Source organism: Massilia sp. 01N417, from assembly GCF_056399645.1.
The window spans coordinates 1-26,672 of sequence record NZ_JBFTRS010000020.1; the positions used below are offsets into that span (position 1 = coordinate 1).

General features: G+C 66.6%; 21 protein-coding genes, 1 tRNA gene and 1 pseudogene. 15 read left to right on the plus strand and 8 right to left on the minus strand.

What is annotated here, in order from left to right; genetic code table 11:
- The 7 genes and pseudogenes from AC1DOQ_RS19930 to AC1DOQ_RS19960 all read left to right on the plus strand — a co-directional run.
- Window positions 1–690, plus strand: a pseudogene (locus tag AC1DOQ_RS19930) (DNA polymerase III subunit gamma/tau); the annotation flags it as partial.
- Window positions 691–742: 52 nt separating this feature from the next.
- Window positions 743–1,069, plus strand: a complete 327-nt coding sequence (locus AC1DOQ_RS19935; protein ID WP_477368191.1) for a YbaB/EbfC family nucleoid-associated protein — start codon at window positions 743–745, stop codon at window positions 1,067–1,069.
- Entirely contained in the window at window positions 1,069–1,359 is a 291-nt protein-coding gene (locus tag AC1DOQ_RS19940) for a YciI family protein (protein ID WP_477368194.1), read from the plus strand. The genes AC1DOQ_RS19935 and AC1DOQ_RS19940 overlap by 1 nt, the downstream gene beginning before the upstream one ends.
- Before the next feature lie 24 nt (window positions 1,360–1,383).
- The gene (gene recR / locus AC1DOQ_RS19945; RefSeq protein WP_442124704.1) at window positions 1,384–1,974 is read left to right on the plus strand and encodes a recombination mediator RecR; all 591 of its coding nucleotides are present in this window, start codon (window positions 1,384–1,386) and stop codon (window positions 1,972–1,974) included.
- A gap of 105 nt (window positions 1,975–2,079) precedes the next feature.
- Window positions 2,080–3,231, plus strand: coding sequence for a glycosyltransferase (locus AC1DOQ_RS19950; RefSeq protein WP_477368197.1), 1,152 nt, complete (start codon window positions 2,080–2,082; stop codon window positions 3,229–3,231).
- A gap of 25 nt (window positions 3,232–3,256) precedes the next feature.
- Entirely contained in the window at window positions 3,257–4,099 is an 843-nt protein-coding gene (locus AC1DOQ_RS19955; RefSeq protein WP_477368200.1) for a DUF2334 domain-containing protein, read from the plus strand.
- Window positions 4,100–4,430: 331 nt separating this feature from the next.
- The gene (locus AC1DOQ_RS19960; RefSeq protein WP_477368203.1) at window positions 4,431–6,839 is read left to right on the plus strand and encodes a penicillin acylase family protein; all 2,409 of its coding nucleotides are present in this window, start codon (window positions 4,431–4,433) and stop codon (window positions 6,837–6,839) included.
- 62 nt (window positions 6,840–6,901) lie between these two features.
- Here AC1DOQ_RS19960 and AC1DOQ_RS19965 read toward each other — a convergent pair whose 3' ends face one another.
- The 4 genes from AC1DOQ_RS19965 to AC1DOQ_RS19980 all read right to left on the minus strand — a co-directional run bounded on the left by AC1DOQ_RS19965 (window position 6,902) and on the right by AC1DOQ_RS19980 (window position 14,304).
- Window positions 6,902–9,070, minus strand: a complete 2,169-nt coding sequence (locus AC1DOQ_RS19965) for a putative bifunctional diguanylate cyclase/phosphodiesterase (protein ID WP_477368206.1) — start codon at window positions 9,068–9,070, stop codon at window positions 6,902–6,904.
- Between the two features lies 1 nt (window position 9,071).
- The gene (locus AC1DOQ_RS19970; RefSeq protein ID WP_477368209.1) at window positions 9,072–11,891 is read right to left on the minus strand and encodes a hybrid sensor histidine kinase/response regulator; all 2,820 of its coding nucleotides are present in this window, start codon (window positions 11,889–11,891) and stop codon (window positions 9,072–9,074) included.
- Between the two features lie 145 nt (window positions 11,892–12,036).
- Window positions 12,037–12,234: a YbdD/YjiX family protein gene (locus AC1DOQ_RS19975; protein ID WP_435574093.1), complete on the minus strand. Its 198-nt coding sequence runs from the start codon at window positions 12,232–12,234 to the stop codon at window positions 12,037–12,039.
- Between the two features lie 3 nt (window positions 12,235–12,237).
- Window positions 12,238–14,304 carry a carbon starvation CstA family protein gene (locus AC1DOQ_RS19980; RefSeq protein ID WP_477368212.1) on the minus strand — a complete coding sequence of 689 codons (2,067 nt, stop codon included), beginning with the start codon at window positions 14,302–14,304 and terminating at the stop codon, window positions 12,238–12,240.
- A 270-nt stretch (window positions 14,305–14,574) separates the two neighbouring features.
- Here AC1DOQ_RS19980 and AC1DOQ_RS19985 point away from each other — a divergent pair, with 270 nt between their 5' ends.
- The 5 genes from AC1DOQ_RS19985 (at window position 14,575) to AC1DOQ_RS20005 (ending at window position 20,099) form a co-directional block, all read left to right on the plus strand.
- Window positions 14,575–15,948, plus strand: coding sequence for a cache domain-containing protein (locus AC1DOQ_RS19985; RefSeq protein WP_477368215.1), 1,374 nt, complete (start codon window positions 14,575–14,577; stop codon window positions 15,946–15,948).
- Entirely contained in the window at window positions 15,938–16,570 is a 633-nt protein-coding gene (locus tag AC1DOQ_RS19990; RefSeq protein WP_477368218.1) for a response regulator transcription factor, read from the plus strand. Before AC1DOQ_RS19985 ends, AC1DOQ_RS19990 begins: the two co-directional genes overlap by 11 nt.
- Window positions 16,571–16,690: 120 nt before the next feature.
- Complete coding sequence (locus AC1DOQ_RS19995; RefSeq protein ID WP_477368220.1) at window positions 16,691–17,848, plus strand: EAL and HDOD domain-containing protein; 1,158 nt, start codon at window positions 16,691–16,693, stop codon at window positions 17,846–17,848.
- Entirely contained in the window at window positions 17,841–19,886 is a 2,046-nt protein-coding gene (locus tag AC1DOQ_RS20000; RefSeq protein WP_477368223.1) for a putative bifunctional diguanylate cyclase/phosphodiesterase, read from the plus strand. Before AC1DOQ_RS19995 ends, AC1DOQ_RS20000 begins: the two co-directional genes overlap by 8 nt.
- Window positions 19,887–20,009: 123 nt before the next feature.
- Window positions 20,010–20,099: transfer RNA gene (locus tag AC1DOQ_RS20005), tRNA-Ser, on the plus strand.
- A 58-nt stretch (window positions 20,100–20,157) separates the two neighbouring features.
- On the opposite strand, the gene AC1DOQ_RS20010 is transcribed toward AC1DOQ_RS20005, so the two are convergent.
- The gene (locus tag AC1DOQ_RS20010; RefSeq protein ID WP_477368226.1) at window positions 20,158–20,529 is read right to left on the minus strand and encodes a hypothetical protein; all 372 of its coding nucleotides are present in this window, start codon (window positions 20,527–20,529) and stop codon (window positions 20,158–20,160) included.
- A gap of 153 nt (window positions 20,530–20,682) precedes the next feature.
- Here AC1DOQ_RS20010 and AC1DOQ_RS20015 point away from each other — a divergent pair, with 153 nt between their 5' ends.
- Window positions 20,683–21,075 carry a hypothetical protein gene (locus AC1DOQ_RS20015; protein WP_477368228.1) on the plus strand — a complete coding sequence of 131 codons (393 nt, stop codon included), beginning with the start codon at window positions 20,683–20,685 and terminating at the stop codon, window positions 21,073–21,075.
- A gap of 22 nt (window positions 21,076–21,097) precedes the next feature.
- Here the strand turns inward: AC1DOQ_RS20015 and AC1DOQ_RS20020 are convergent, their stop codons facing one another.
- Window positions 21,098–22,828, minus strand: coding sequence for a class I SAM-dependent methyltransferase (locus tag AC1DOQ_RS20020; RefSeq protein ID WP_477368231.1), 1,731 nt, complete (start codon window positions 22,826–22,828; stop codon window positions 21,098–21,100).
- A gap of 218 nt (window positions 22,829–23,046) precedes the next feature.
- Here AC1DOQ_RS20020 and AC1DOQ_RS20025 point away from each other — a divergent pair, with 218 nt between their 5' ends.
- Window positions 23,047–23,652, plus strand: coding sequence for a lectin-like protein (locus tag AC1DOQ_RS20025; protein ID WP_477368234.1), 606 nt, complete (start codon window positions 23,047–23,049; stop codon window positions 23,650–23,652).
- 47 nt (window positions 23,653–23,699) lie between these two features.
- Here AC1DOQ_RS20025 and AC1DOQ_RS20030 read toward each other — a convergent pair whose 3' ends face one another.
- Both AC1DOQ_RS20030 and AC1DOQ_RS20035 read right to left on the minus strand, forming a co-directional pair.
- On the minus strand, window positions 23,700–24,263 hold the full coding sequence (locus tag AC1DOQ_RS20030) for a PEP-CTERM sorting domain-containing protein (RefSeq protein ID WP_477368237.1): 564 nt from the start codon (window positions 24,261–24,263) through the stop codon (window positions 23,700–23,702).
- A 112-nt stretch (window positions 24,264–24,375) separates the two neighbouring features.
- Window positions 24,376–25,872: an amidase gene (locus AC1DOQ_RS20035; RefSeq protein ID WP_477368240.1), complete on the minus strand. Its 1,497-nt coding sequence runs from the start codon at window positions 25,870–25,872 to the stop codon at window positions 24,376–24,378.
- A 67-nt stretch (window positions 25,873–25,939) separates the two neighbouring features.
- Between AC1DOQ_RS20035 and AC1DOQ_RS20040 the strand changes: the two genes are divergently transcribed.
- Window positions 25,940–26,671 (plus strand): transcriptional regulator, encoded by a 732-nt coding sequence (locus AC1DOQ_RS20040; protein WP_477368243.1) that lies wholly within the window; start codon window positions 25,940–25,942, stop codon window positions 26,669–26,671.
- Window position 26,672 lies beyond the last annotated feature (1 nt).

Below are 26,672 nucleotides of genomic sequence, written 5' to 3' on the forward strand. Positions count from 1 at the left end.
CCCCCGGCACCCTGGGACCAGCCGGCCGCGCGCCCGCAGCCGCAGGCCGTCGCCCAGCCGCAACCGGCCATGCGCCAGGCCCAGCCGCAGCCGGCCGCCCAGGCGCCGGCACCGGCATCGCAGGGCTATGGACAGGCGGTGGCCGACGACGAGCCGCCGTCCTGGGTCACCGAATTTTCCGACGATACCGCGGTCGCCGCCGAGGCCCCGGCCGCGGTAAGCGCGCCGCCTGCCGCACGGGTCCAGGCGCCCAGCAGCCCGCCGCATCCCTACGTGATCACGCCGGTGCCGGAGATCGGCTGGGACGGCAACTGGCCGGCGCTGGCCGCCTCGCTGCCGCTGCGCGGCGTGGCCCAGCAGCTGGCCTTCCAGACCGAGTTGGTCAGCTGCACCTCGGACGGCTCGTCCGCCCATTTCCACCTGCGCGTGCCGGTCGATACCCTGCGCGCCAGCGGCAACAGCGAGAAGCTGTGCGCGGCCCTGCAGGAACGCTTCCCGGCGGTGCGCGTGAACATCGATACCGAGATCGGTCCGGTCTGGTACACCGCCAGCGTCGAAGCCCGTGCCCGCCGCGAGCAGCTGCAGCGCGAGGCCGAGGAAACCGTCGGCGCCGATCCCTTCATCCAGGCCCTCGAGCAGACCTTCGACGCCTTCGTGGTGCCGGGCTCGGTACGCCCGATCGGCACCTGATCGGGTCTTCACCACTTTTTCGTTTCACCCGACTTTTTTGGAGAACACCACCATGATGAAAAACCAGCTCGCAGGCATGATGAAGCAGGTCCAGGCCATGCAGGACAATATGAAGAAGGCGCAGGACCAGCTGGCTCTGATCGAAGTCGAAGGCCAGTCGGGCGCCGGCATGGTCAAGGTGGTCATGACCTGCAAGAACGACGTCAAGCGCGTCACGATCGATCCTTCGCTGCTGGGCGACGACCGCGACATGCTGGAAGACCTGGTCGCGGCCGCCTTCAACGACGCGATCCGCAAGGCCGAAACCACCACCCAGGAAAAGATGAGCGGCCTGACCGCCGGCCTGCCGATCCCGCCGGGCTTCAAGATGCCGTTCTGATGTTCATCGTCTCGCTGCACTACACGGCGCCGCTGGCGCGCATCGACGAACTCCTGGCGGCGCACCGCGCCTTCCTCGACAAGCAGTATGCGCGCGGCCTGTTCCTGATGTCGGGCCGCAAGGTGCCGCGCGACGGCGGCGTCATCGTGGCCCAGGCCGCCAGCCGCGCCGAACTCGAGGACGTGCTGCGCGAGGATCCCTTCCAGCAGGCCGGGGTGGCGCACTACGAGATCACCGAGTTCGTTCCCGTCATGACGGCGGAGCCGCTGGCCGCCTACCGCGCCGCCTGAGCGCGGGCAAACCGGATCACCATCATGTCCAAATCGCTCGACTTCCTGACCGAGGCCCTGCGCCGCCTGCCGGGCGTCGGGCCGAAGTCGGCGCAGCGCATGGCCTTCCACCTGCTGCAGCACGACCGCGAGGGCGCCGCGATGCTGTCGCGCGCCCTCTACCAGGCGGTCGAGGCGGTGCACCACTGCGCCATGTGCAATACCTTTTCCGAGCTCGAGGTCTGCGAGCTGTGCGCCGACCCCGAGCGCGACCATGCGCTGCTGTGCGTGGTCGAGACCCCGGCCGACCAGCTGATGATCGAGCAGACGCTGACCTACAAGGGGCTGTACTTCGTGCTGATGGGCCGGCTGTCGCCGCTGGACGGCATCGGCCCGCGCGACCTGCACCTCGAAAAGCTGGTCGGCCGCGCCACCGACGGCATCGTCAACGAAGTCGTGCTGGCCACCAATTTCACCAATGAGGGCGAGGCTACCGCCCATTACATCAGCGAAATGCTGAAGGCGCGTGGGCTGAAGGTCAGCCGCCTGGCGCGCGGGGTTCCCGTAGGAGGCGAACTCGAGTATGTGGACGCGGGCACGATTGCGCGCGCCATGCTCGACAGGCGAAGTGCATAATGAGCCTCCCACAAGGGACTGCCAGAGCCAATGCATGAGGCCGCCGGCACCCTTGGGCTAGCGGGCTGGGGAGCTCATTTGATCGCAGTTTGACCGGAATCGAGCATGCACCTCGTCGACATCACGATGTTTTACGCGGCTGAAGGAGGCGGCGTCAGCACCTACCTGAATGCCAAGGCGCGCTGGCTGGCGCGCCGCGGCCGCGTCCAGCACACCATCCTCAGTTCCAACGTCGAGACTTGCGCCGATTCGGTGCCGCCGCTGGTGCGTATTCCCGCCGCCAACTTGCCGGGCTTTCACGGTTTCCGCATGCCGCTGTCGGTATCGCGCGCCGCGCGCCTGCTGGAAGCGGTCAAGCCCGACCTGGTCGAGGCGGGCGATGCCGGCCACTGCGCCTGGGCCGCGCTGCGCATGCGCAAGCGCCATGACGTGCCGGCGGTCGCCTTCTACCACTCGGACCTGCCGCGCCTGGTGCGTCCGCGCCTGGGCCGCCTGGCCGCGCACGGCACCTGCCGCTACCTCGCCAACCTTTATCGCCAGTTCGACCTGGTGCTGGCGCCCAGCCGCGTGATGGTCGAGCATCTCGAATCCATCGGCGTGCATGGCGCCGTCCAGCAGCCGCTGGGCATCGATTCGCGCGTCTTCCAACCCTTGCGCGAGGACGAGCCCCAAACCGAGAGCCTGCGCGAACGCCTCGGCCTGGATCCCGACACCCGCCTGCTGGTGTACGCCGGCCGCTTCACGCCGGAAAAGAAGCTGCATGTGCTGATCGAGGCGGTGCGCAAGCTGGGCGAGCGCTACCACCTGGTGCTGGTCGGCAGCGGCGACGAGTTGCCGCACGCGAACAACGTCACCATCATTCCTTTCCAGCGCGACCAGCGCCAGCTCGCCCGCCTGCTGGCCGGCTGCGACCTGCTGGTCCATCCGGGCGACAGCGAGACCTTCGGCCTGATCGTGCTCGAAGCCATGGCTTGCGGCCTGCCGGTCGTCGGCACCAACCGCGGCGGCGTGGCCGAGCTGGTCGACCGCGAGACGGGCATCCTGGCCAAGCCGGACAGCGTCGACAGCCTGGCCGAAGCGATCGAAGCCATCTACTGGCGCGACATGGTCCGCATGGGGCAGGCGGCGCGCCGCAAGGCCGCCGAGCGCTACGACTGGGACCAGATCCTGCCCCAGGTGCTGGGCCGCTACGACGTCCTGCTGGGCGGCTACCAGCCGGTCCCGCGCGAACCGGAGCGTATCTGTGTCACCGACTGAGCCTTCGGAAAATACGAAGCCAGGCATGCTGTGCGTGTCGATCCACGACGTCGCGCCGGCCACCTGGCCCGACTGCCTGCGCCTGGTGCAGGCGATCCGCGCGGTGGCCGACATCCCGCTGACCTGGCTGGTGGTGCCGCACTATCACTTCCGCCCCGAGCGCTCGCCCGCGATGGAGGCCTGCCTGGATGCGGCGCTGGCGCGCGGCGACGAGCTGGCGCTGCACGGCTACAGCCACCTCGACACCGAAGCCAAGCGCGGCGGCCTGCGCGCGCGTTTCCTGCGCAACGTGTACACGCGGCGCGAAGGCGAATTCGCGGCCCTCGACTACGACGAGGCGCGCCGCCGGCTCGAGCTCGGCCTGGACTGGTTCCGCGAGCGCGGCTGGAACCCGGCCGGCTTCGTGCCGCCGGCCTGGCTGCTGGGCGAGGGTGCCTGGCAGGCGCTGCGCGAATCGCCGTTCGCCTATACCACCACCTTCAGCCACTTCCACTGCCTGCAGGGTGGCCCGGTCGTGAAATCGCCGTCGATGGTGTACGCGGCGCGCAACCGCAGCGGCCGCTGGCTGTCGCCGCGGGTGGCCGACGCCACCGCCGCGCTGCTGGCGGACGGGCCGCTGGTGCGCTTCAGCCTGCATCCGCCGGACGCGCGCTATCCCGAGCTGGTGCGGCACACCCAGCGTGCGCTGGAACGCCTGCTGGCGCGGCGCAGCGCCGTCACCAAGGCCGAGTGCGCGAAGCGCCTGGCCGGCGAGCTGCCGCTTACCAGTACGGACCCCAATAGCCGCCTCCACGCCAATAGCCGGGACCCCAGCCCGCGTAATAGCCCGGGGACGGTCCATAGCGCTGCAGATCGTCCTTCGTGCTGAGATTCACGATGCAGTTGCGCCAGGGATCGGAATCGGGGGCATAACCCAGCCGCGCGCAGGCGGGGCCGTAGATGGTGATCATGTTCGCAGCCTCGGCCTGTTTCTGCGCGGCGCGTTCCTGCGGCGTCGCGCAGGACGAGACGGCGACGGCGAGGCAAAGCACGCCAGCCACTGAAATTGATGACATAGGACCTCCATGTCGACGGCGCCATGCGCCTTGCATCAGAATAGCGCAGGCCGGCGGACAGCGCCAATGCTTGTCGAATGCGTCCTTCACTCGCAGCGGTAGTGATTTTCTGGCAAGATGCTCGTTTTTGCGAGGGGGACGGGGATGGCACGACGGGCATGGCTGATCTGGACGCGGCGGCTTGCGCTGCTGCTCGCGGCGCTGCTGGCGCTGGCCGTGCTCGGGGGCTGGCTGTTCCTGCGCGCCAGCCTGGCCCAGCTCGACGGCAAGCGCACCTCGCCGCTCCTGTCCGGCTCGGTGACGGTGGCGCGCGATGCCAACGGCGTGCCGACCATCAGCGGCGCCAACCGCCTCGACCTGGCCTATGCGACCGGCTTCGTGCATGCCCAGGAACGCTTGTTCCAGATGGACCTGCTGCGCCGCAGCGCCGCCGGCGAACTGGCTGAACTGTTCGGACCGAAAGCCCTGCCGCTCGACCGTTCCCACCGCCTGCATCGCTTCCGCGCCCGCGCCGCCGAGGTGCTGGCGCGCCTGGGCCCGCAGGAGCGCGCCTTCCTCAACCGCTACGCGGCCGGCGTCAACGACGGCGTGAACGCGCTCGGCGCACGGCCCTTCGAATATGCGCTGACCGGCGCCGCGCCACGGCCGTGGACGGCGGCCGATTCCCTGCTGGTGGTGTGGGCCATGTACTTCGACCTGCAGGGCAACCAGGAAGCGCGCGAGCTGGCGCGCGGCTGGCTGGCCCGCAATCTCGATCCGGCCCAGCGCGCCTTCCTGCTGCCCGAGGCCAGCCAGTGGGATGCGCCGCTGGACGCGCCCGCACTAATGCTGGCGCCGGCCGCGATTCCGGCCAGCGCGCCGGCCTGGTGGGGCCGCAAGGAGACGGTGCCGCCGCGCCAGCTGGCCGGCGTCGGCTTCGTCGATGCGGTCGGCAGCAACAATTACGCAGTGGCCGGCTCGCGCAGCGGCAGCGGTGCGGCCATCGTCTCCGACGACATGCATCTCGGCCTGCAGCTGCCGAACATCTGGTACCGGCTGGCGCTGCGCTTCCCCGACGCGCAAGGCGCCCAGCGGCGCGTGGTCGGCGTCAGCCTGCCGGGCGCGCCGCCGCTGGTCATCGTCGGCAGCAACGGCCACGTGGCCTGGGCCTTCACCAACAGCTATGCCGACACGCTCGACCTGGTCCGCCTCGACACCGACGCCGGACATGCCGGCCAGGTGCGCCTGCCTTCCGGCTGGGAGACGCCGACGGAGCACGTCGAAACCATCCTCGTCAAAGGCCAGGCGCCGGAACGCCTGAGCGTGCGCGAGACCAGCCTGGGCCCGATCCGCGAAGCCGGCGGCACGCTGTACGCCGTCCACTGGGTCGCGCATTCGCCGCAGGCGCTGAACCTGGAGCACCTGAAGCTGGAATCCGCGACCACGCTGGACGAAGCCCTGGCCGCCGGCGCCGCCGACGGCATCCCGGCCCAGAACATCGTGGCCGGCGACGACCGCGGCAATATCGGCTGGACCGTGGCCGGCGCGCTGCCGCGCCGCGACGAGGCGGGCCGCGGGCTGGCGGTGTCGTTCCCGCTGGGCGGGGAGGGCGCCGCGCCGACCTGGCGCGAGCTGCTGGCGCCGGCCGCGCATCCGCGCGTGGTGAATCCGCCCGGCGGCCAGCTGGTGACGGCCAACAGCCGCCAGCTGTCCGGCCCGGACGCCCAACTGCTCGGCGACGGCGGCTTCGACCTCGGCGCCCGCGCCAGCCAGTTGCGCGACGGGGTGCGCCGGCTCGGCGACAAGACCGACGTCGCGGCCGTCTTCCGCGCCGCGCTCGACGACCGCGCCCTCTACGTGGCCGGCTGGCGCGACCGCCTGCTGGCGGCGCTCGACGACCATGCCGTCGCCGGCCATGCCGGGCGGGCCGAGTTCCGCCGCCTGCTGAAGGATAGCTGGGACGGACATGCCGGCACGGCGTCGGTCGGCTACCGGCTGGCGCAGCAGTTCCGCTGGTCCCTGTATGAGCTGGTGTTCGCCGGCGCCAACGCCGAGATGGAAAAGCTCGACCCGAAGGCCAGCATGGTGGCCGCCACCTCACGCTGGCCGGCGGTACTCGAGCGCCTGCTGGACGAGCGTCCGGCGGCCTGGCTGCCGCCGGGCTACGCCAGCTGGCAAGACCTGCAGCTGGCCGCCGTCGACCGCGCCATCCTCGAAGTGACCAAGGACGGCACGCCGCTGGCGCGGGCCACCTGGGGCCAGCGCAACACGGCCGCGATCGCGCATCCGATCAGCATGGCCCTGCCTTTCCTGAAACGCTGGCTGGCCGTGCCGCCCGACCAGCTGCCGGGCGACGCCAACATGCCGCGCGTGGCGGGACCGAAGTTCGGCCAGTCGGAGCGGCTGACGGTGTCCCCGGGACGCGAGGAAGAGGGCCTGTACGACATGCCGGGCGGGCAGAGCGGGCACCCGCTGTCGCCCTGGTTCCTGCGCGGGCATGAGGATTGGGTGAAGGGACGGCCGACCCCGTTGTTGCCGGGGCCTGTTGAGCATACCTTGCTGTTTTCGAGGTAGGGTGGGCACTCTGTGCCCACGCGTGGGCTCGGAGAGCCTATGCCGGCCGCGCCCACCCTACGTTATTTCGCGCCCACCGGCACCCAAAGCGACTGCAGCATCCCGGTAACGGTATCCGCCGGCGCCGGCCGCCCTAGGTAGAAGCCCTGCACCAGGTCGCAGCCGTATTCCTCCAGCAGCACCAGCTGCTCGCCGGTCTCGACGCCTTCGGCCACCACCACCATCTTGAGCCCGTGCGCCATCGCGATGATGGCGCGCGTGATGGCCGCGTTCTCGGAATCCTGGGGCAGGCCGCTGATGAAGCTGCGGTCGATCTTCAGCGCCCGCACGTCGAAGCGCTTCAGGTAGTTCATCGACGAGTAGCCGGTGCCGAAGTCGTCGATCGACAGGTAGACGCCGATGCCGCGCAGCTGTTCCAGGGTGGCCATGGTCGCCTTGGCGTCGTCCATCAAGGTGCCCTCGGTCAGCTCGAGTTCCAGCAGGCGCGGATCGAGTCCCGTATCGTGCAGGGCCGACAGCACGATCTGGCTCAGGTTCTCGTCCTTGAACTGCTTGGCCGACAGGTTCACCGCCATGCGCACCGAACGCCGGGCCAGCTTCTGCCAGGCCCGGGCCTGGCTGCAGGCGGTGCGCAGCACCCATTCGCCGATCGGGACGATCAGGCCGGTCTCCTCGGCCAGCGGGATGAATTCGGTGGGCGAGACCACGCCGCGCTCGGCATGGCGCCAGCGCACCAGGGCCTCGACGCCGACGATCTCGGACGAGCGCACGTCGAGCTGCGGCTGGTAAAGCAGATACAGCTCGTCGTTCTGCAGCGCCTTGCGCAGGCCGACTTCCAGCTTCACGTGGCTCATGATCTGCATGGTCAGCGAGGACGAGTACAGCTTGGCGTTGTTCTTGCCGCAGTTCTTGGCGTGGTACATCGCGGTGTCGGCGTACTTCAGCAGCGAGGTGCAGTCGTCGCCGTCTTCCGGGAACAGCGAGATGCCGATCGAAGCGGTCACGAAGATCTCGTTGCCCTCGATGATGAAGGGGCGGCGCATCGCATCCTTCACGCGGTGGGCCACGTTCAGCGCGTGCTCGACGCGGTCGAGGTCCGGGATCAGGATCGTGAATTCGTCGCCGCCCAGGCGGGCCAGGTTGGTGTCCTGGCGCGGCTCGCCGTCGCGGGTGAGGGAGTCGCCGCGCGACAGCAGGTCGCTCGGGCGGATGGTGTCGCGCAGGCGGTCCGAGACCTGCTGCAGCAGCTGGTCGCCGACGTTGTGGCCGAGGGTGTCGTTGATGCGCTTGAAGGCGTCCAGGTCCATGAAAAGCACGGCGAACTTCTTGTTGCCGATCTTCGAGCGCTGCAGCTCGCGCTCCAGCATCTCGAGGAAAGCCTGGCGGTTCGGGATGCCGGTCAGGCTGTCGCAATAAGCCAGGCGGCGGATCTGCTCTTCGGCGCGCTTGCGTTCGCTGATGTCGCGCACCAGTCCCAGCACCTCGCTCGGCCCGGTGGCGACCAGGCGCGCTTCGAAGTGCTGGACCTGGCCGAAGCGGATCAGCTCATACTCGATCGAGCGCACCTGCCGGATCCGCAGCGCCACCTCGACCTGTTCCAGCATGCGCTCGGCGATCTCGCGCGGCAGCACCTCGCTGATGTGCTTTCCCACGCATTCGTCGGCCGGCAAGACGTCGCGCGCGCCGCGCCGCTCGGGGCCCGGATTTTCCCTGCCCGGCTCGTAGTCGAGGTAGATACCGCCGCCGTTCATGCGGAAGAAGGTGTCCGGGATCGCCGCCAGCACCGCGCGGTTCTGGGCGTCGGCGATGCGCAGGCGGACGATGGCGTCGCTGGCGCGCAGCACGTACAGCACGCGGTGGCCGAGGATCGGCCAGTTGATCGGCTTGGAGACGAAGTCGGTGGCGCCGGCCTCGTAGGCGTTGGTGACGGCTTCCAGGTCGTCGCCGCCGGTGACCATCACGATCGGCACGCCGGCGCCGTTTTCGAGGTCGCGGATCGCGCGGCAGGCCGCGAAGCCGTCCATGCGCGGCATCTCGACGTCCATCAGGATCAGGTCGGGCGAGCAGTCGCGCGCGATCTTCAGGGCCTGGGCGCCGTCCTCGGCCTCGATGGCGTCGAGGTTGACGCCTTCCAGCATCTCGAGCATCAGGAGGCGCATCACCGGATCGTCGTCGGCGACCAGCACGACGCCGCGGCCGTTCGCACGTTGTTTGGAGCAGGGGGCTGCCATGTCAGGTTTCCTTCTCAAGGATGGCGTTGAGCGAGTCGCGGACGGCCTGGAACTCCTGTTCCATGTTATTCAGCAGGGAATCCGCGCCTTCGGTGGTGTCGGCGCGGCCGAGATGCTCCATCTCCCTGCACAGGGCGGCAAGGGCTTCGGCGCCGACGTTCGCACTGGCGGATTTGAGGGTGTGGGCGATGCGCCGCACGTTGCCGGTGTCCATGCCGTCGATCGCGCGGCGCAGGGTACTCAGCTGCTGCGGGGTGTCGTCGACGTAGGCGTTGATGACCTTCTGCACCAGGGCGTCGCCGCGCTCGCGCGACAGCATGCGGATCTTTTCCAGCGCCACGCGGTTGATGACGTCGCGCTGGATCACCTCGACCGAGGCGCGCGGCAGGCGCGGCGGCTCGTCGTCGTGGTGCACGGTGGCGGCCAGCGGCAGCGCCATCCAGCGGCCGATCACGGCGGCCAGTTCCTGCTGGGCGAAGGGCTTGGACAGGTAATCGTCCATGCCGGCCGCCAGGCAGGCTTCGCGGTCGCCCTGCAGCGCGTTGGCGGTGATCGCGATGATGGGCAGCACCCGCCCGCGCCCGGCTTCGCGCTCCTCGCGGCGCATCGCGGCGGTGGCGGCAAAACCGTCCATCACCGGCATCTGGCAATCCATCAGCACGCAGTCGTACTTGCCCTCGCGGAGCATGTGCAGGGCCTCTTCGCCGTTGCGCGCGCAATCGACGTTCAGCTCCAGGCTCTCCAGCATGGCGCGCGCCACTTCGACGTTGACCGGGTTGTCCTCGGCCAGCAGCACGCGGCGGGCGCGCGGCCGCTCGCTATCCTGGCGCAGCGGCCGCGAAGGCACGAAGCGCGCCGCCGGCGCCACCTGGCCGCGCGGACTCTTCGCAAGACAGGCGAACAGGTCGGCGGCGCGCGCCGGCTTGATCAGCTGGTAGGCCACCCCGGCCTCGCGCCGCTGGACCGGATCGGCCGCCAGCTTTTCGGGAGACAGCAGGATCACGCGCGTGGCGCGGGTCAAGGGATCGAGCTTGATGCCGGCCGCCAGCAGCAGGCCGCTGGCCTGTTCCAGCTCCATGTCGAGGATGGCGGCATCGTAGGGCTGGCCGGCGCGCGCGGCGTCGTGAAGGCGCTCGAGCGCTTCGTCGGCGCTGTCGGCGCCGTCGCATTCGACGCGCCAGGCGGCCAGGTGGCGCTCCAGGCCCACGCGGCTGCTCTCGTTTTCGTCGACCACCAGCACCCGCAGGCCGTCGATGGTGTGCTGGTGGTCGCCCGGCGCATCCGGATCGACGCGACGCTTGTCGAAGGCCACCGTGAACCAGAACACCGAGCCCTGCGGGCGCGCGTGCTCGACGCCGATCGAGCCGCCCATCAGCTCGACCAGCTGCTTCGAGATCGCCAGCCCGAGCCCGGTGCCGCCGAACTTGCGGGTGGTCGAATCGTCGGCCTGGGCGAAGGCCTCGAACAGGCGCCCACGGGCTTCGCGCGAGATGCCGATGCCGGTGTCGTGCACCTCGAAGCGCAGCATCACGGCCTGGTTGTCCTCGCTGGCGATGCGTACCCTGGCCAGGATCCGCCCCTCGTTGGTGAACTTGATCGCATTGCCCAGCAGGTTGGCCATGATCTGGCGCAGGCGGTTCGGATCGCCGCAGATCGCCACCGGGATGTCGTTGGCGATGTCGAAGTACATGGCGATGCCCTTGCCCTCGGCTTGCGGCGTATAGACCGTGTGGATGTCGTCCAGCAGGTCCCACAGGTTGAAGTTGATGTATTCGACGGTGAGCTTGCCGGCCTCGATCTTCGAGAAGTCGAGGATGTCGTTGATGATCACCAGCAGGTGCTCGCCGGACTGCTTGACCAGCTGGGTATAGTTGCGCTGGGTCTCGGTCAGCTCGGTGCCGAGCAGCATCTCGGCCATCCCCAGCACGCCGTTCATCGGGGTGCGGATCTCGTGGCTCATGGTGGCCAGGAAGGCGCTCTTCGCGCGGCTGGCCGCCTCGGCCGCGTTCTTGGCCTTTTCCAGCTGCTCGGTGCGCACCGAGACCTGGCGCTCGAGCTCGTCGCGGTGGTGGGTCAGGGCCTGGCCGCGGCCCTCGACCTGGGCCAGCATATTGTTGAAGCTGTCGATCAAGGTGCCCAGCTCGTCGTTGCGCTGGTGGGCGATGCGCAGCGTGTAGTTCTGGCTGGCGGCGACCTTCTGCGCCGTGTTGATCAGCTTGGCGATCGGGTCGGCGATGCTGCGCCGGATCCGCCGCGCCAGCACCCAGGCCACCAGCATGGCACTGGCCAGCGCCGCCGCCATCACGCCCATGCCGCGCGCCATGCCCAGCCATACCGGCAGCTGGTCGGCCTCGACCATGACGGCGCCGGCCGCCTCGCCGGCGGGGCCGGCGGCTACCTGGCGGTAGACGCGCATGCTCGCCAGCCACGGACGGCTGGCGGCGTGCGTGGCTTCCTCCAGCGCCTCGCGGCCCAGCTCGGGCAGGCTGTCCAGCTGGACGCTGCGGCTGCCGTCCGCGCGCCAGGCGGCGAAGGGGCGGCCCTTGCGGTCGTACAGCACGGCGGCCACGAGCGCGGGCCTTTCCTGGGCCGCGGACAGGATCTGGGTGGCCAGCTTGCGGTCGTTGAACTGCAGGGCATCCTGGCTGCTGCGCGCCAGCACCTGGGCCAGGGCGCTCAGTTCCGCGGCTTCGTTGCGTCGATGCTCGGTCACCGTGGTCGTCGCGAAGGCGGCGTAGGCGACCAGCAATGCGCAGCCGGCCGACAGCAGGCACATGGTCGTCAGTTTCTGGCTCAGGCTGGAACGCTCGAATGTCGGCATAGTCGGGCCTAGTCTTCAGGGAAAGAGCTTTCCCGCAAGAAGGGACTATAGGGGAGCAGGTGTGCGCCGCTTTTGTCGCGTATCAAAACAAAAAGGGACGCACATGGCGTCCCTTCCTTGGCATTACACGGGTGTCAGCAAGGCATCAGCAACAGCCGCCGCGCTTGCCGTTGCCGTAGCGGGCCTGCTGGCGCTCGCGGAAAAACTCTTCGTAGCTCATGATGGGCTGACCCGGGTGGGTCTTTTCCATGTGCGCCACATAGGTATCGTATTCCGGCAGGCCGACCATCAGGCGCATGCTTTGCCCGAGGTAGCGTCCCGCCTGTGCGAGCGTGCTGAACATGATTTAAGCCTCGACCGCCGGCTCGACCGGCACAAACGGGGTTTCCTTGACCGTCGGACGCGCTTCCCTGTTCGCGCGCAGGGCGGTACGGATGCCGAACACCAGCACGGCGATCACCACGAACATGAAGAAGCCGCACAGGGTGGCGTCGACATAGTCGTTGAAGATCACGCGGCTCATCTGGTCCAGGCTCTTGGCCGGCGCCAGCACCTGGCCCTGGTCGAGGGCGGCCTGGAATTTCTTCGCATGCGAGATGAAACCGATCTTGACGTTCTCATGGAAGATCTTCTGCCAGCCGGCGGTCAGGGTGCAGATCAGCAGCCAGATGGTCGGCACGATGGTGACCCAGGCGTACTGGGCGCGCTTCATCTTGAACAGCACGACGGTGCCCAGGGTCAGCGCGATACCGGCCAGCATCTGGTTGGCGATGCCGAACAGCGGCCACAGGGTGTTGATGCCGCCCAGCGGATCGACCACGCCCTGGTACAGGAAGTAGCCCCAGGCAGCCACGCACAGGCCGGTGGCGATCAGGTTGGCCGGCAGCGACTCGGTTTTCTTGAAGGCCGGGGCGAAGGCGCCCAGCAGGTCCTGCAGCATGAAGCGGCCGGCGCGGGTACCGGCGTCGACGGCGGTCAGGATGAACAGGGCTTCGAACAGGATCGCGAAGTGGTACCAGAAGGCCATCATGGCCTTGCCGCCGACCACGTTCGACAGGATGTGGGCCATGCCGACCGCCAGGGTCGGGGCGCCGCCGGCGCGCGAGATGATGGTGTTCTCGCCGACGTCCTTGGCGAGCTGGGTCAGCTGGTCGGGGGTGATCACGAAGCCCCAGTTCGACACGGCCGCGGCGGCGCTCTGCGCGGTGGTGCCGAGCACGGCGGCCGGGCTGTTCATCGCGAAGTAGACGCCCGGATCGATGGTCGAGGCGGCGACCAGAGCCATGATGGCGACGAAGGATTCCATCAGCATGCCGCCGTAGCCGATGAAGCGGGCATGGCTTTCGTTCTCGATCATCTTCGGCGTGGTGCCGGACGAGATCAGCGCGTGGAAGCCGGACACGGCGCCGCAGGCGATGGTGATGAACAGGAAGGGGAACAGGCTGCCCGACCAGGCCGGGCCGGTACCGTCGATGAAGCGGGTGACCGACGGCATCTGCATGTGCGGCGCCACGAACACGATGCCCAGCGCCAGCGCGGCGATGGTGCCGATCTTCAGGAAGGTCGACAGGTAGTCGCGCGGCGCCAGCAGCAGCCACACGGGGATCACGGAAGCGACGAAGCCGTAGCCGATCAGCATCCAGGTCAGCTGCACGCCGGTGAAGGTGAACATCGGGCCCCAGGTCGGCGAATCATGCACCCACTGGCCGCCGACGATGGCGAGCATCAGCAGCACGAAACCGATCAGCGAGACTTCGCCGATACGGCCGACGCGGATGTAGCGCGAGTAGACGCCCATGAACAGCGCGATCGGGATGGTGGCCATCACGGTGAACGAGCCCCACGGCGAGTTGGTCAGCGCCTTCACGACGATCAGCGCCAGCACGGCCAGGATGATCACCATGATCATGAAGGTGCCGAACAGCGCGATGACGCCCGGGATCTCGCCCATTTCGGACTTGATCAGGTCGCCCAGCGAGCGGCCGTCGCGGCGCATCGACAGGAACAGCACCATGAAGTCCTGCACGGCGCCGGCGAACACGACGCCGGCAAGGATCCACAGCATGCCCGGCAGGTAGCCCATCTGGGCCGCCAGCACGGGACCGACGAGCGGGCCGGCGCCGGCGATCGCGGCGAAGTGGTGGCCGAACAGCACGTAGCGGTTGGTCGGCACGAAGTCCAGGCCGTCATTGTATTTGTAGGCCGGGGTCTGGCGGCGCGGGTCCAGGCTCATCACCTTGTCGGCGATGTACAGGCTGTAGAAGCGGTAGGCGATCAGGTAGACGCAGACAGCGGCGACGACGACCCAGACCGCGTTGATGGATTCGCCGCGATTCAACGCGACGTAGGCGAGCGCAATGGCGCCCACTAGCGAAAGCGCAGCCCAACCGAGCCGGCTTGTAAGACGATTCATGGTGACTCCTCCAGAGGTGATTGCTTATTCTGCGAATGCTTTTCTGTGTGCTACAGCGAAGCCGGGACGAAGCCGGCTTACATTCGTGGCAAGCTATCTGTCAGTATCTTGCACCTCTTTACAATCAACAAGCGCATGAATACGCAGTCGCCTGCGTAGTACTACGTAGTTGTCGCGCTGGCAAAACTCCGGTCGTGCCGGACCGGTTTCTGGCCTGTCCAGCTGGTCGGGCGTACAATCTCATGTTACGACGAAAACCATGCGCACGGAATGAAGTTACGGCAGAAGCTGATTTTTCTCGCGATCGCCCCGCTGATCGTGGCCTTGTGCGCGATTGCGCTTTTCATCCGGCAGCAGGCGGTCACGCTGGCCCAGCAGCAGCGCGCCACCATCCAGCAGGCCTACCTGGCCACCAAGCAGGCCGAGCTCGAACACTACGTGGAGCTGGCCTCGCACGCGATCGCCCACCTGACGTCCTCGGGCCGCAAGGACCCGGCCACGCTGGAAGAAGCCAAGCGCGTGCTGGCCTCGCTCAGCTTCGGCAACGACGGCTATTTCTTCGTCTACGACATGAACGGCCGCAACCTGATGCATCCGCGCCAGCCCGAGCTGGTCGGGCGCGACCTGTGGAACCTGCACGACCAGTTCGGCGCGCCGACCATCCAGAACCTGATCGCCAGGGCGAAGCAGGGCGGCGGACTGATACGCTACAACTGGGCCAAGCCTTCGACCGGCGTGGCCGCGCCCAAGCTCGGCTATGTGGTGCCGATTGCCGACTGGGGCTGGATGATGGGCAGCGGCCTCTACCTGGACGACGTCGACGCCGCCCTCGAGAAGGTCGACGCCCAGCAGAAGCGGAATATCGAGACCACGATGTGGTGGATCGCCGGCCTGGCGATCCTGTCGGCGCTGGTGGTCGCCAGCTCCGGGCTGGTGCTCAACGTCAGCGAATCGCGGGTCGCCGACGCCAAGCTGAAGGTGCTGGCCCAGCGCGTCGTCGATTCGCAGGAGACGGAGCGGGCGCGCCTGTCGCGCGACCTGCACGACGGCATCAGCCAGTGGCTGGTGTCGATCAAGCTGCAGATCGAGGCCGGCGTGATCCGCCTGGCGGGCAGTCCAGAACAGCAGCAGCAGGCGCGCGCCAGCTTCGAGCGCACCGCCGAGGAACTCAACAAGGTGCTGGGCGAGGTGCGGCGCATCTCGCACGACCTGCGTCCGACCCTGCTGGACGACATGGGCCTGGCCGCCGCCCTCGAACACCTGGCCGAGGAATTCAGCCAGCACAGCGGCATGCCGGTCGCGTTCAGGTCCCAGGGCAAGGTCGAACGCCTGCCGCAGGTGGTGGGCACGGTCCTGTTCCGTATCGCCCAGGAAGCACTGACGAATATCGAGCGGCATGCCGGCGCCCGCAACATCGGGCTGGGCCTGGCCCGCCGCCGCGGCCTGCTGACCCTCGCCATCGAGGACGACGGCGCCGGCTTCGACACCGAGGACGTGGCCGTGCACCCGCAGCGCGGCATCGGCCTGCGCAACATGATGGAGCGCCTGGACGCGATCGGCGGCACGCTCCAGATCACCTCGTCGAAGGCGGGCACCGTGGTGCGCGCGATCGTCGACTTGAGCCACTGGAACCATGACGACTGAACCTAACGACAAGCCCGTCCACATCATGCTGGTGGACGACCACCCCCTGGTACGCGACGGCCTGCGCGCGCGCCTGGAAGCGGTGCCGCATTTCCGCGTCGTCGCCGAGGCCGGATCCGGCGCCGAGGCACTGGCCAAGGCCGGCGCGGCCCAGGTCGACCTGGTGCTGATGGACATCACCATGCGCGACGGCAGCGGCATCGAGGCCACCGCCCAGCTGAGCCGCAGCCATCCCGGCATCGCCGTGCTGATCCTGTCGATGCACGACAAGCTGGAATACGTCAGCCAGGCGATGCAGGCCGGCGCGCGCGGCTATGTGCTGAAGGATTCGCCCGGCAAGGAGATCGTGCTGGCGATCGACGCCGTGATGGCCGGCGGCGTGTACTACAGCGCCCCGGTGGCCCGCCAGCTGGCGCGGCCCGCGATGCCGGACAACCAGTTGACTTCGCGCGAGCAGGAAGTGCTGCGCCATATCGCCAACGGCGAATCGAACAAGCAGATTGCGCGCCAGCTCGATTTATCGGTGCGCACCGTCGAGACCCACCGCCTGAATATCAAGCGCAAACTGGGCATCGAAGGGCAGGCCGAACTGATCCGATTCGCGGTCCAGCATGCCGGCTGAATTGTCTTGATGAAAGTGTATCCACAAGGAAACATTCCAGTTGCTTTCCGATAATGCCTGCACTACTATTAGCGACACACTAATCATGCATAATCACTAATGTCTGCAGCTTCGTTTCCGTTGGTTGAAATACGCTCGGTAGCCAACGCGCAGAACGAGTGGGTCGCGCTGCTGCTACGTGCGGCCGAGGGCGGACTCGACGACCCGACCTTGCAGGCCGTGTTCGGCGAGCCGGACCTGCTGGCCGCGGTGGCGCCCCTGGATTGCATCGTGCTGCTGGATTCACCGGCGCTGCTGACACCCCCGGTCCTGAACCTTCTGCCGCCGAACCGCGTCGTGCTGGCGGTCGACGCGGGCTCGATGGCGGGCGAGGGCGCGGCCAAACGCCTGGCCGAGCTGCAGATGGACGGCTACCGCGTGCTGCTGGACGGCGACCTGCCGGACGGGATGAGCCGCCCGGCGGCACTGCGCAGCGTCGCGCGCGACGTCTCCCGCGATGCCGAGCCCCTGCCTCCGGGTTCGCTGCCGGCCCTGTTCGGTCCCCACCTGGCGCGCGGCGTCGACACCCTGGATGCCATGCGCGACTGCGAGAACGCCGGCTTCGGCTGGTTTTCCGGCCGCTATGCGCTCGACGATGCCGCTGCCCGCGACGCCGCCCACCAGGACGACGGCACCACCCGCCGCCGCCTGCTGACCATGCTGGCGCTGCTGGCCCGCGACGCCGATTCGCGCGAGCTCGAAGCCCAGCTGAAACAGGATCCGGGCCTGTCTTTCCACCTGCTCAAGCTGGTGAATTCGGCCGCCTTCTCGATTGGCGCCCAGATCACCAGCTTCGGCCAGGCCATCAGCCGCATCGGCCGGCGCCAGCTGCAGCGCTGGCTGCAACTGCTGCTGTACGCGCGCCAGCATCCGGACGGCCCGCCGAACCTGCTGCTGCCGATCGCCGCACGGCGCGGCGCGGTGCTGGAAGAACTCTGCAAGCGCGACGGCGGCGACCGCGACGAACAGGATATGGCTTTCATGGCCGGCGTGTTCTCCCTGCTCGACCGCCTGTTCCACATGCCGATGGCCGAGCTGCTGGTCGACCTGAACCTGCCGGAGGAGGTCGAAGCAGCCCTGCTGGCCCGCGAAGGCCGGCTGGGCCAGCGCCTGCGCCTGTGCGAGATGCCGGGCCCGAGCCGCGCCGTGCTGGAAGCCGCCGGCGTCGACGGCCTGGACTGGTGGCAGGCCCAACTCCACGCCTATCACTGGGCCATCCAGGTAGCACGCAATGTCTGAGCTGCCAGCCGCTGCGCCACAGGATCTCATCGGCAGCAGCGCTGCCCTCTGCCAGGCCGTACTCCAGCTGCGCGGCGACGCCCTCCACCAAGAGCTGGGACGCATCGCCGCCGGCCTGCTGGCCTGTCCGCAGGCCGAGTTCATTCCAGGGATTGGATCAGCCGATGCACCGGACGGCGGCCTGGCCGCGCCGGTGACCTTGAACGGCGATTGCCTGGGCCGCTACCGGATCCAGGGCCGGCCCTTCATCGATGACGACCGCCGCCAGCTCGACGCCCTCGCCACCCTGACCGCGACCCTGATGCAGATGCACGGCCTGGCCCAGCGCACCACCCACGCCTACGCCCAGGTCGAGGCCCAGCTGGCGCACCAGTCGCAGATCCTGGACCAGATCCACGAATCGGTGCTGACCATGGACCGCATGGGCTACATCACCAGCTGGAACCGCGGCGCCGAGCAGCTGTTCGGCTACACCTCGGTGGAAGCGGTGGGACGGCACATCCTGTTCCTGTACGTCGACGAGATGGAGGACGAGGGCGCCGACTTCCCGGACGCCTTCGCCGAACAGGGCGGCCGCATGATGGAGGTGCGGCGCCGAAAAAAGTCCGGCGAGGTGTTCTGGGCCAGCCTGTCGCTGTCGCCGCTGCGCGACCTCGAGGACAACCCGATCGGCCTGATCGCCTACCTGACCGACATCACCGAGCGCAAGCTGGCCGAGGAACGCCTGCACCACCTGGCCTACTACCAGGAACTGAGCGGCCTGCCGAACCGCACCCTGTTCGCGCGCCTGGTCGACCAGGGCCTGATGTCCGCCCAGCGCAACGAAGGCACGGCCTGCGTGCTGTACGTGGACCTGAACCGCTTCAAGCTGATTAACGGCACCCTGGGCCGCACCGTCGGCGACGAGCTGCTGCGCCAGGTCGCCCAGCGCTTCCGCGGCGCCCTGCGCGACGAGGACGTCGTCGCCCACCTGGCCGCCGACGAATTTGCGATCGGCCTGTTCGACGTACGCCAGCACTTCGAAGCCACCACGGTGGCGCAGAAGCTGCAGGCGGTGCTCGAAGCCCCGTTCCCGATCGGCGGCCACGACCTGCGCGTCGGCGCCAGCGTCGGCATCAGCGTCTATCCGCAGGACGGCACGGACGCCGAGACCCTGCTGCGCATGGCCGACATCGCGATGCAGCGCGTCAAGGAGAGAGTCGAGAACCCCGACCAGAGCGTGGCCTTCTACCGCCTCGACATGAACCAAGGCATGCAGCAGCGCATGCACATCGAGTCCGGCCTGCGCCACGCCCTCGGCAACGGCGAACTGCTGCTGCACTACCAGCCGAAATTCGAGATCGGCAGCGGACGCCTGGTGGGCGCCGAAGCCCTGGTGCGCTGGATGCATCCGCAGCGCGGCATGGTGGCGCCGGACGAATTCATCCCGCTGGCCGAAACCACGGGCCTGATCGTGCAGGTGGGCGAGTGGGTGCTGGAACAGGCCTGCGCCCAGGCCGCGGTCTGGCAGCGCGCCGGCCTGCCGCCGTTCCGCCTGGCGGTGAACGTCTCCGCGCGGGAGTTCACGTCCTCGCTGCCGGGCAGGGTAGAGGGCACGCTGAACCGCTACCGCATCGACCCCTCCTGGCTGGAACTGGAGATCACCGAGAGCACGCTGATGCACGACATCGACTACGTCATCGGCATCATGGACCGCATCAGCGCACTGGGCGTGGCCCTGTCGCTCGACGACTTCGGCACCGGCTATTCCAGCCTGTCCTACCTGAAGCGCTTCCCGATCGACACCCTGAAGATCGACCGCTCGTTCACGACCGGGATCCCGGCCGACGTGAGCGACTGCGCGATCGCCAGCACCATCATCAGCATGGGCCGCAAGCTGGGGCACCGCGTGATCGCGGAGGGTGTCGAGACGGTGGAGCAGACCGAGTTCCTGCGGCAGGCGGGGTGCGACGAGGTGCAGGGGTATTTGTATGGGAAGCCGCTGCCGGCGTATGAGTTCGAGAAGGCTTTGCGGGAGAATTGGTTGCTGGTGGCGTGAGGTCCCAGCCCGTCGTCCCCGCGAAGGCGGGGATCCAAGTTTGCCTGCCCTACGTTAGCCCACACTTGGCCCGTTTCAGCCTGCCTCTAAGGCAACGATTTATGTATAATGCCGGTTCCCCAAGGAAGCGTGGCCGAGTGGTTGAAGGCAGCAGTCTTGAAAACTGCCGACGGGGGAACCCGTTCGTGAGTTCGAATCTCACCGCTTCCGCCAAGCATACAAACAAAAGCCCCATTAACCGGGGCTTTTGTCCATCAGCGCCAGGCAACAATCAGGACTTGGCAGCACAAGCCTTTCCATGCTCCCCATGAAAGCCCTTGGCCTTGGCATCCGCCTCAGTCATATACTCGCCTTTCTTGGTCTTGCCATAGTACTTATCACCCTCGCAGTGATACACCTTGCTGGAAGTATTCACCCAAACCTTCCCACCACCACCACCCGGCTCCTGTTCCATCGGCGCGGCTTTGGGCTTGGTAGTTTTTTCAGCAGCCTTGGTGGCCTTCTCATGCGTCTCGTGCATCTTGGCAGGCGCCGCCTGGCTGCTCGTGCTCGACGGTGCAACCGGATTCGGTACGGTGGTCTGGGCAAATGCGGCGCTTGCCGCAAACATGACCAGGCCGGCCAGCAGTGAGAGTTGTTTCATGATGTCTTCCTTCGAGCGGACACGAACATACGTGCGTGTTCAAATAACGTAGCCCGGCTGCGACGGTTGACCGCAGCGTGCATTCAAATGTGTCCAAATGTTTTCGACTCTGGCAATACAATGTGATATCGAAACGATAACTGGAGCGACCAAATGCCAAAGCAGCCCAAGCCGCAGCCCCGCCAGGTCCAATGGCTCGACGATGCGATCGACGATGACTATTCCGCGGCAGCGCACTACCTGTCCCTGCTCGACGTCCAGAAAAACATCGATAAAGCCGTCGCAGAGATGCGATCCGCGACGATCACCGAGTTCAAGGCGGCGGACCTGCTCCGTGCCGCTCAGCTCACGGTGCCGAAAGCGGACGATCGTCCGACCCGCGAGCAGATCAAGAAGATCAAGAATGGCGAAGCGATTTCACCGGTGCTGCTGATGCGCGCGAGTGCGCTGAAGAAGGTGATCATTGCGGACGGATTTCACCGCGTGTGTGCGGCCTACCGGATCGATCCGGACGTCGTCCTGCACTGCAAGCTTGTCGGCCCATGAGCCGCGCTTGCATGGTCGTTGATTAACGATGTACAGGGATCGAAACGCCGGCGGTGCAGGATGGTTCCCAAGGCCGCAATCCCTGATCCTTGCTCAATCTGATGCGATGGACCTTCATCGCGTCGATAACGTCCACCGGTCCGGGATTCGTTATCAGGATCGGTAAGGTCTGCGATGCCTCGAGGAAGAACTGGCGGCGCATGCCGTCGCCCTGGCTCAGGAAGGCATCGCTCCACCACTCGCTGATGGTATCGCTGGCGCGGTCCAGCGCCGTCTGGGTGACCAGGCGGTTCGATTTCTGGATATTGATCTGCCGTGACGACGGCATCAGGTTCCATGCGTCCCCGCAAGGCCATGCGGCGAACGGGAAGCAGTGGTCCACATCGTACTCGTCTCGTAGGCTGGCGCCTGACCATACGCAGTACACCGGCTTGCCGGCCGCGCGGATGCGATCGACGGCCGCCCTGGCGAAGCTGGTGTCACGCGCAGGGTCTACCCAGGTGAGCAGGGAGTACGCGAGCGTGCGAATATCCGGGCGTCCGTCATTGCAGTAAGACTCGATCAGCCTGACCCATTCCGACACCAGCACCGGCTCGATCCATACGTTGTAATGCGTCAGGGCCTGCCAGATCTCGAAGGGAATGCGGAAGTCGCCGAGGCTCCACAGAAAAGCTTCGTCGATTTGGAGTGGGGAGGGCGTGGAGATCATGCGGCGGCGCGTGACATCGAAGATCAGATTGTCGCTAGATGGCCAGCGTAGGTGCTTCACCGGCATATCACGGATCACTTCCGCAATCTTTGAAAGACTGCGATGGAGGTGCTTCGCAGCTTGCCCATTGAATACAGAGCCTGTCCGTAGCTCGACTGCTGTAACAGGCCTGAGTGCATTGAAATCATCGTTGATAAAGCTTGGTCCAGTTTCCAGGCGCGAGGGCGACATTTGCGGCAGCGCGTTGTCAATCAACGGCTTGTACATGCGCATCCAGAAGAGCGATACCAGCCCAAGCGGGACGACCACAGAATCACCTTCATAACGACACAAGCCTGCCGCAGTGTCGGCGATGCGCGCAAGGACACGTAAAAGCCCTATTTTGTAAGTTGAATATTTCCTGTCGGTCAGGATCAGATGCCGCAGCAAGGGCAGGGCACCAAGTCCATCGTCCGGCAGCCCCAGTACGACATTCGTCCACGAGACTTCGGCTCGTCCCAACCTGTCCTGGCTATCGCTGGTGCGAACGACCCGCAATCCGAATTGTTGGGCGAGACTCGCTAGTTCCGCCAATGACACCGCATACATTGCTCGCTCGGTATCGGGTGTCCCGAGGCGGAGACTGATCGCAATGCGTCCTTTCGGCGCCAGCAGCGTTGCGAGCTTTCTCAAAGAGCGCTGACGGGCTGGCGGAGGAATATGCATCCAGACTGCGGACAGCAGGATGAGATCGAAGCTCAGACCAAGGCGCCGGACGTTTGCAAGGTCCGGCAGGCTGTCGGATATCCAATGGATACGGTTCGAAGGGTGCAGCGCTCGCGCATGGGCGAGCATGGCATCCGATGGTTCGACGGCAACCACGTCGCAGCCGCTTGCGGCGAACCAGGCCGCATCGCGGCCGGACCCTGCGCCGACGTCGAGCACCGTTCCTCCTTGTGCCGGCAGCATATCGAGTAGTCCTGCATGTACTTCTTCGAAGGGCAGCGACTCGTATTGCTGGACGAGTCGGGGCGCATGTTCATCGTAGTAGGAAATGGAGGTCATCGACATCTTGTATTACGTGCATCAATGGCCATTGTAGTCTGGAACCGTTCTGTATCTCGACATTTTTTTCAATATCTGCGTCTACTGTCGAGCTCTTTTACAGAAGTCTTTCCAAAAAAGGACGCAGCAATAAAACAGTCTTTTTCGATCAAAGAGATAATGGAACTGGCTTGCATTTTGCTTCTTGTTTTCCCGCACCTTTACATAGGGAGAATAAGATGAAGAAGAGCTTTGTGGCATTCCTTACGATATTGTTTTGCACCTTTTCCAGCCAGGCGGCGCCAATCCAATATGCCGGCAATGGGCACTGGTACGAAGTAATCCTTGGTAATTTCACTTGGTCACAGGCATTGGCTAACGCGGCCGCGAAGAATTATTCGGGCGAGCATGGCTATCTGGCGACGGTAACGTCTGCGGGCGAAAACAACTTCATCGCGAGTCTGGCGCCTCAGGCAACGCTGTGGCTGGGCGGATCCGATAACGGCGCGCCAGTCAATCATTGGACCTGGCGCGCCGGTCCGGAAGCTGGTCAGGCGTTCACTTATTCCAACTGGTCGCCAGGCGAACCGAATAACCTGGGGATACCTGACGATTGCGTTGAATGTGGTGCGGAAGATTATTTGACCTTAAATTGGCCGAGCTTTGGTGTATGGAATGATCTCTCTCAAACGATAGCCACCGTACCGGTAAATGGTTTCGTTGTGGAATATGCCGATCCAGTACCGAGTGGCAACGTGCCGGAACCTATGAGCATTATTCTGCTGGGGACAGGCTTTATTAGCCTGGCAGTTATCCGGCAGGGCAAACGCAGCAGCCGAACCTGATCGAAATCGCTCGAAAGGCTGGACCTCATCGGCCCAGCCCTCCAGCATCAACCCCAGCGCCGCCGAGCCATCACCCCCAGCAATCCCAATCCACCCAACATCAGGGCATACGCCCCAGGCTCCGGCACCGCCGAAATATTCACCAGCACACTGGACGTCGACGTCAGCGTCTGTCCCGCCTCGTTCACATAAATGGTATCGGGACCGAAGCTCACCACCGGCTCATAGGTACTCGAGGGATCGACCGTCGCCCCGGTGATCCTGGGCGCATCCGCAAACGAAAACGCGAAGCCATTGAATCCGCCCGGCGCCACCGGCCCGCCCGCCGTATAGCTGATCCGGATCGTCGAGGCGCCGACATCGACGGTCACGGGCAGCACGTCGAAGCCCACCGCGGTGGACATGAAGCTCCCTTCCGGGAACTCCACCGTCGGGCCGACGGTCGCGGTGAGCGTATTCGTCACCAGGTCGGATGGGGTGACGGCCGTGCAGCAGTAGCCGGCGACGGTGACCTGTGAACCGGTCAGGCTCTGCGCCTGCGCCGCCGGACTGAGCGCGATTGCGGCTGCAGCGGCGGCACATGAAGCGGCAAATGAGGCTCTGGTTGCCATGATCTCTCCTTGTCTGAGTCATTCAGTAGTAGGAGAGACCTAATCTCGATGATTTCCCGAGTGACCGTTTGATACTGATCAATTGGAACTCATCGATTTTGAGTTAGCGCACTCAGCCTCGCGCCAGCGCCGGCAGGCGGTCGAACCAGGGCTGGGCCTGTTCGAGCTGGCGGGCCAGCTGCAGCAGCCGGTCTTCGCTGCCGAAGGGGCCGACGAATTGCACGCCCAGCGGCAGGCCCTCGTCCGTCCAGTGCAGCGGCACGCTCATCGACGGCGTGCCGGTCAGGTTCGAGAGCTGGGTGAAGGGCACGTAGCGCAGGTTGTCGGTCGCGATCTTCTGGATGGTGCCGTCGAGCAGGCCGAGGCGGGCGAGCACGCCCAGCACGCCGGTGCCGTGCAGGAAGCCCAGCAGCGCCTTTTCCACGCCCGACTGGTCGCCGGTGCCGTGCTTGACGGGCGGCGCGGCCAGGGTCGGTGTCAGCAGCAGGTCATAGCGCTGGTGGAAGGCGGCGAGGGCGCGCGCGTACTCGTTCCAGCGGTTCAGCTGTGCGGTCAGCGAGGTGGCCGAGATGCTGTTGCCGAGCGTGACCAGCAGGCGGTTGGTGAGCTCCAGGTCGCTCTCTTTCGCGCCCAGCTTTTTCGCCTGCGTGACGGCGGCCGGGATCTGGCCGAAATAGATGTGCAGGTAGCTCTGGGCCAGTGCGGCGCCGTCGATGCTTGGGGCCGCTTCTTCGACATGATGGCCCAGGCTTTCCAGCAGCCGGGCCGCATGCTCGACCGCCATCACCGCTTCCGGATGCACCTCGGTGCCGATCGGCGATGCCGTCGTGAAGCCGATGCGCAGCCGGCCCGGTTCGCGCAGCATCGCCTTTGCATAGGGTTCGGTGGGCGGTGCGATCACGAAGGGATCGCCCGGTTCCGCACCCTGCAGGACGTCCAGCGCCAGCGCCGAATCGCGCACGCTGCGCGAGATCACGCCTTCGCTGGAGGCGCCGAACCAGCCTTCGGCGGCGCCGGGGCCGGACGAGACCCGGCCGCGCGAGGGCCGCAGGCCGAACAGGCCGCAGCAGGCGGCGGGAATGCGGATCGAGCCGCCGCCGTCGTTCCCGGCCGCCATCGGCACGATGCCCGCGGCCACCGCCGCCGCCGCGCCGCCGCTGGAGCCGCCCGGGGTGCGGGTCAGGTCCCAGGGATTGCTGGTGCGGCCGTAGAGTTCGGGATCGGTGACGGCGCGGATCGCGAATTCCGGCAGGTTGGTCTTGCCGAAGATGACCAGGCCGGATTTCAGGAAGCGTTCGACCACATGGGAATGGCGGGCGGGGATGATGCCCTGCATCGAGCGGCTGCCGTAGCTGGTGGGCAGGCCGGCGTAGTCCTGCCGGCCGTCCTTGATCAGGAAGGGCACGCCGGCGAAGGGTCCGCCCAGCGGACCGCCGAGCTGGCCGCGCGCCTGGTCTTCCATCAGCCGCACGACGGCGTTCACGCTGCCGTGCACGCGCCGGTGCTGGGCGAGGGCCAGGTCCAGCAGTTCTCCGGGTCGGACGTCGCCGCGCGCCACCTGTTGGGCGAGGGCTGTGGCGTCCTGGGCAAGATAATCGTCGAGCTGCATTGGCATCCCCTATGTTGTTATGGTGTAATCTGACACCACATATTGTCATAGAAGAAATCTCGCCGCAATGTCCGAAGTCTCCCAACTCATCACGACCATCAAACGCCAGCTCAAGCTGCAGGGCAAGACTTACCGCGACGTCGCCGTGGCGCTGAAGCTGTCGGAAGCCAGCGTCAAGCGCCTGCTGACCTCGGATAACCTGGGCGTCGACCGCGTGGTCGAGATCAGCAATATGCTCGGCTTCACCCTGGCCGAACTGGCCCAGGAAGCGGCGGTGACGGAAAGCCGCGTGCGCACCCTCACGCCGGCCCAGGAAAAGGAGCTGGTGTCGGACACGCGGCTGCTGCTGGTGGCAGTGTGCGCGCTGAACCATTGGACCCTGCAGGACATCCTGGCCGTCTACAAGCTGAGCGAGCCGGAGTGCCTGCAGAAGCTGCTGCACCTGGACCGCCTGCACCTCATTGCGCTAATGCCCGGCAACCGGATACGCCTGAACGTGGCGCGCGATTTCGACTGGCTGCCGGACGGGCCGATCCGCCAGTACTTCCGCACCGAAGGCCTGGACGATTTCCTCGACAGCGGCTTCGACAAGCCCGAGCAGTCGCTGGCCTTCACCCACGGCATGCTGACCGAGAGCGCGCTTGCCCGCATGCAGGCCGAGCTGCGCCAGCTGCGCGCCCGCTTCGCCGAGTTGCACGAAGAGAGCCTGGCTTCGCCGCTGCCCAAGCGCCGCGGCAGCGCGCTGCTGCTGGCCTTGCGCGAGTGGGAGCCGGCGGCGTTCACGGCGCTTCGCCGTTAGG

Coding starts and splice junctions, on each gene's coding strand:
- AC1DOQ_RS20000 (WP_477368223.1), top strand. CDS start 17,841: ATGTCTGAGCTGCCAGCCGCTGCGCCACAGGATCTCATCGGCAGCAGC.
- AC1DOQ_RS19970 (WP_477368209.1), bottom strand. CDS start 11,891: ATGCCGACATTCGAGCGTTCCAGCCTGAGCCAGAAACTGACGACCATG.
- AC1DOQ_RS20015 (WP_477368228.1), top strand. CDS start 20,683: ATGCCAAAGCAGCCCAAGCCGCAGCCCCGCCAGGTCCAATGGCTCGAC.
- AC1DOQ_RS19960 (WP_477368203.1), top strand. CDS start 4,431: ATGGCACGACGGGCATGGCTGATCTGGACGCGGCGGCTTGCGCTGCTG.
- AC1DOQ_RS20025 (WP_477368234.1), top strand. CDS start 23,047: ATGAAGAAGAGCTTTGTGGCATTCCTTACGATATTGTTTTGCACCTTT.
- AC1DOQ_RS19950 (WP_477368197.1), top strand. CDS start 2,080: ATGCACCTCGTCGACATCACGATGTTTTACGCGGCTGAAGGAGGCGGC.
- AC1DOQ_RS20010 (WP_477368226.1), bottom strand. CDS start 20,529: ATGAAACAACTCTCACTGCTGGCCGGCCTGGTCATGTTTGCGGCAAGC.
- AC1DOQ_RS19940 (WP_477368194.1), top strand. CDS start 1,069: ATGTTCATCGTCTCGCTGCACTACACGGCGCCGCTGGCGCGCATCGAC.
- AC1DOQ_RS19955 (WP_477368200.1), top strand. CDS start 3,257: ATGCTGTGCGTGTCGATCCACGACGTCGCGCCGGCCACCTGGCCCGAC.
- AC1DOQ_RS19965 (WP_477368206.1), bottom strand. CDS start 9,070: ATGGCAGCCCCCTGCTCCAAACAACGTGCGAACGGCCGCGGCGTCGTG.
- AC1DOQ_RS20040 (WP_477368243.1), top strand. CDS start 25,940: ATGTCCGAAGTCTCCCAACTCATCACGACCATCAAACGCCAGCTCAAG.
- AC1DOQ_RS19980 (WP_477368212.1), bottom strand. CDS start 14,304: ATGAATCGTCTTACAAGCCGGCTCGGTTGGGCTGCGCTTTCGCTAGTG.
- AC1DOQ_RS20030 (WP_477368237.1), bottom strand. CDS start 24,263: ATGGCAACCAGAGCCTCATTTGCCGCTTCATGTGCCGCCGCTGCAGCC.
- AC1DOQ_RS20035 (WP_477368240.1), bottom strand. CDS start 25,872: ATGCAGCTCGACGATTATCTTGCCCAGGACGCCACAGCCCTCGCCCAA.
- recR (WP_442124704.1), top strand. CDS start 1,384: ATGTCCAAATCGCTCGACTTCCTGACCGAGGCCCTGCGCCGCCTGCCG.
- AC1DOQ_RS19990 (WP_477368218.1), top strand. CDS start 15,938: ATGACGACTGAACCTAACGACAAGCCCGTCCACATCATGCTGGTGGAC.
- AC1DOQ_RS20020 (WP_477368231.1), bottom strand. CDS start 22,828: ATGACCTCCATTTCCTACTACGATGAACATGCGCCCCGACTCGTCCAG.
- AC1DOQ_RS19975 (WP_435574093.1), bottom strand. CDS start 12,234: ATGTTCAGCACGCTCGCACAGGCGGGACGCTACCTCGGGCAAAGCATG.
- AC1DOQ_RS19985 (WP_477368215.1), top strand. CDS start 14,575: ATGAAGTTACGGCAGAAGCTGATTTTTCTCGCGATCGCCCCGCTGATC.
- AC1DOQ_RS19935 (WP_477368191.1), top strand. CDS start 743: ATGATGAAAAACCAGCTCGCAGGCATGATGAAGCAGGTCCAGGCCATG.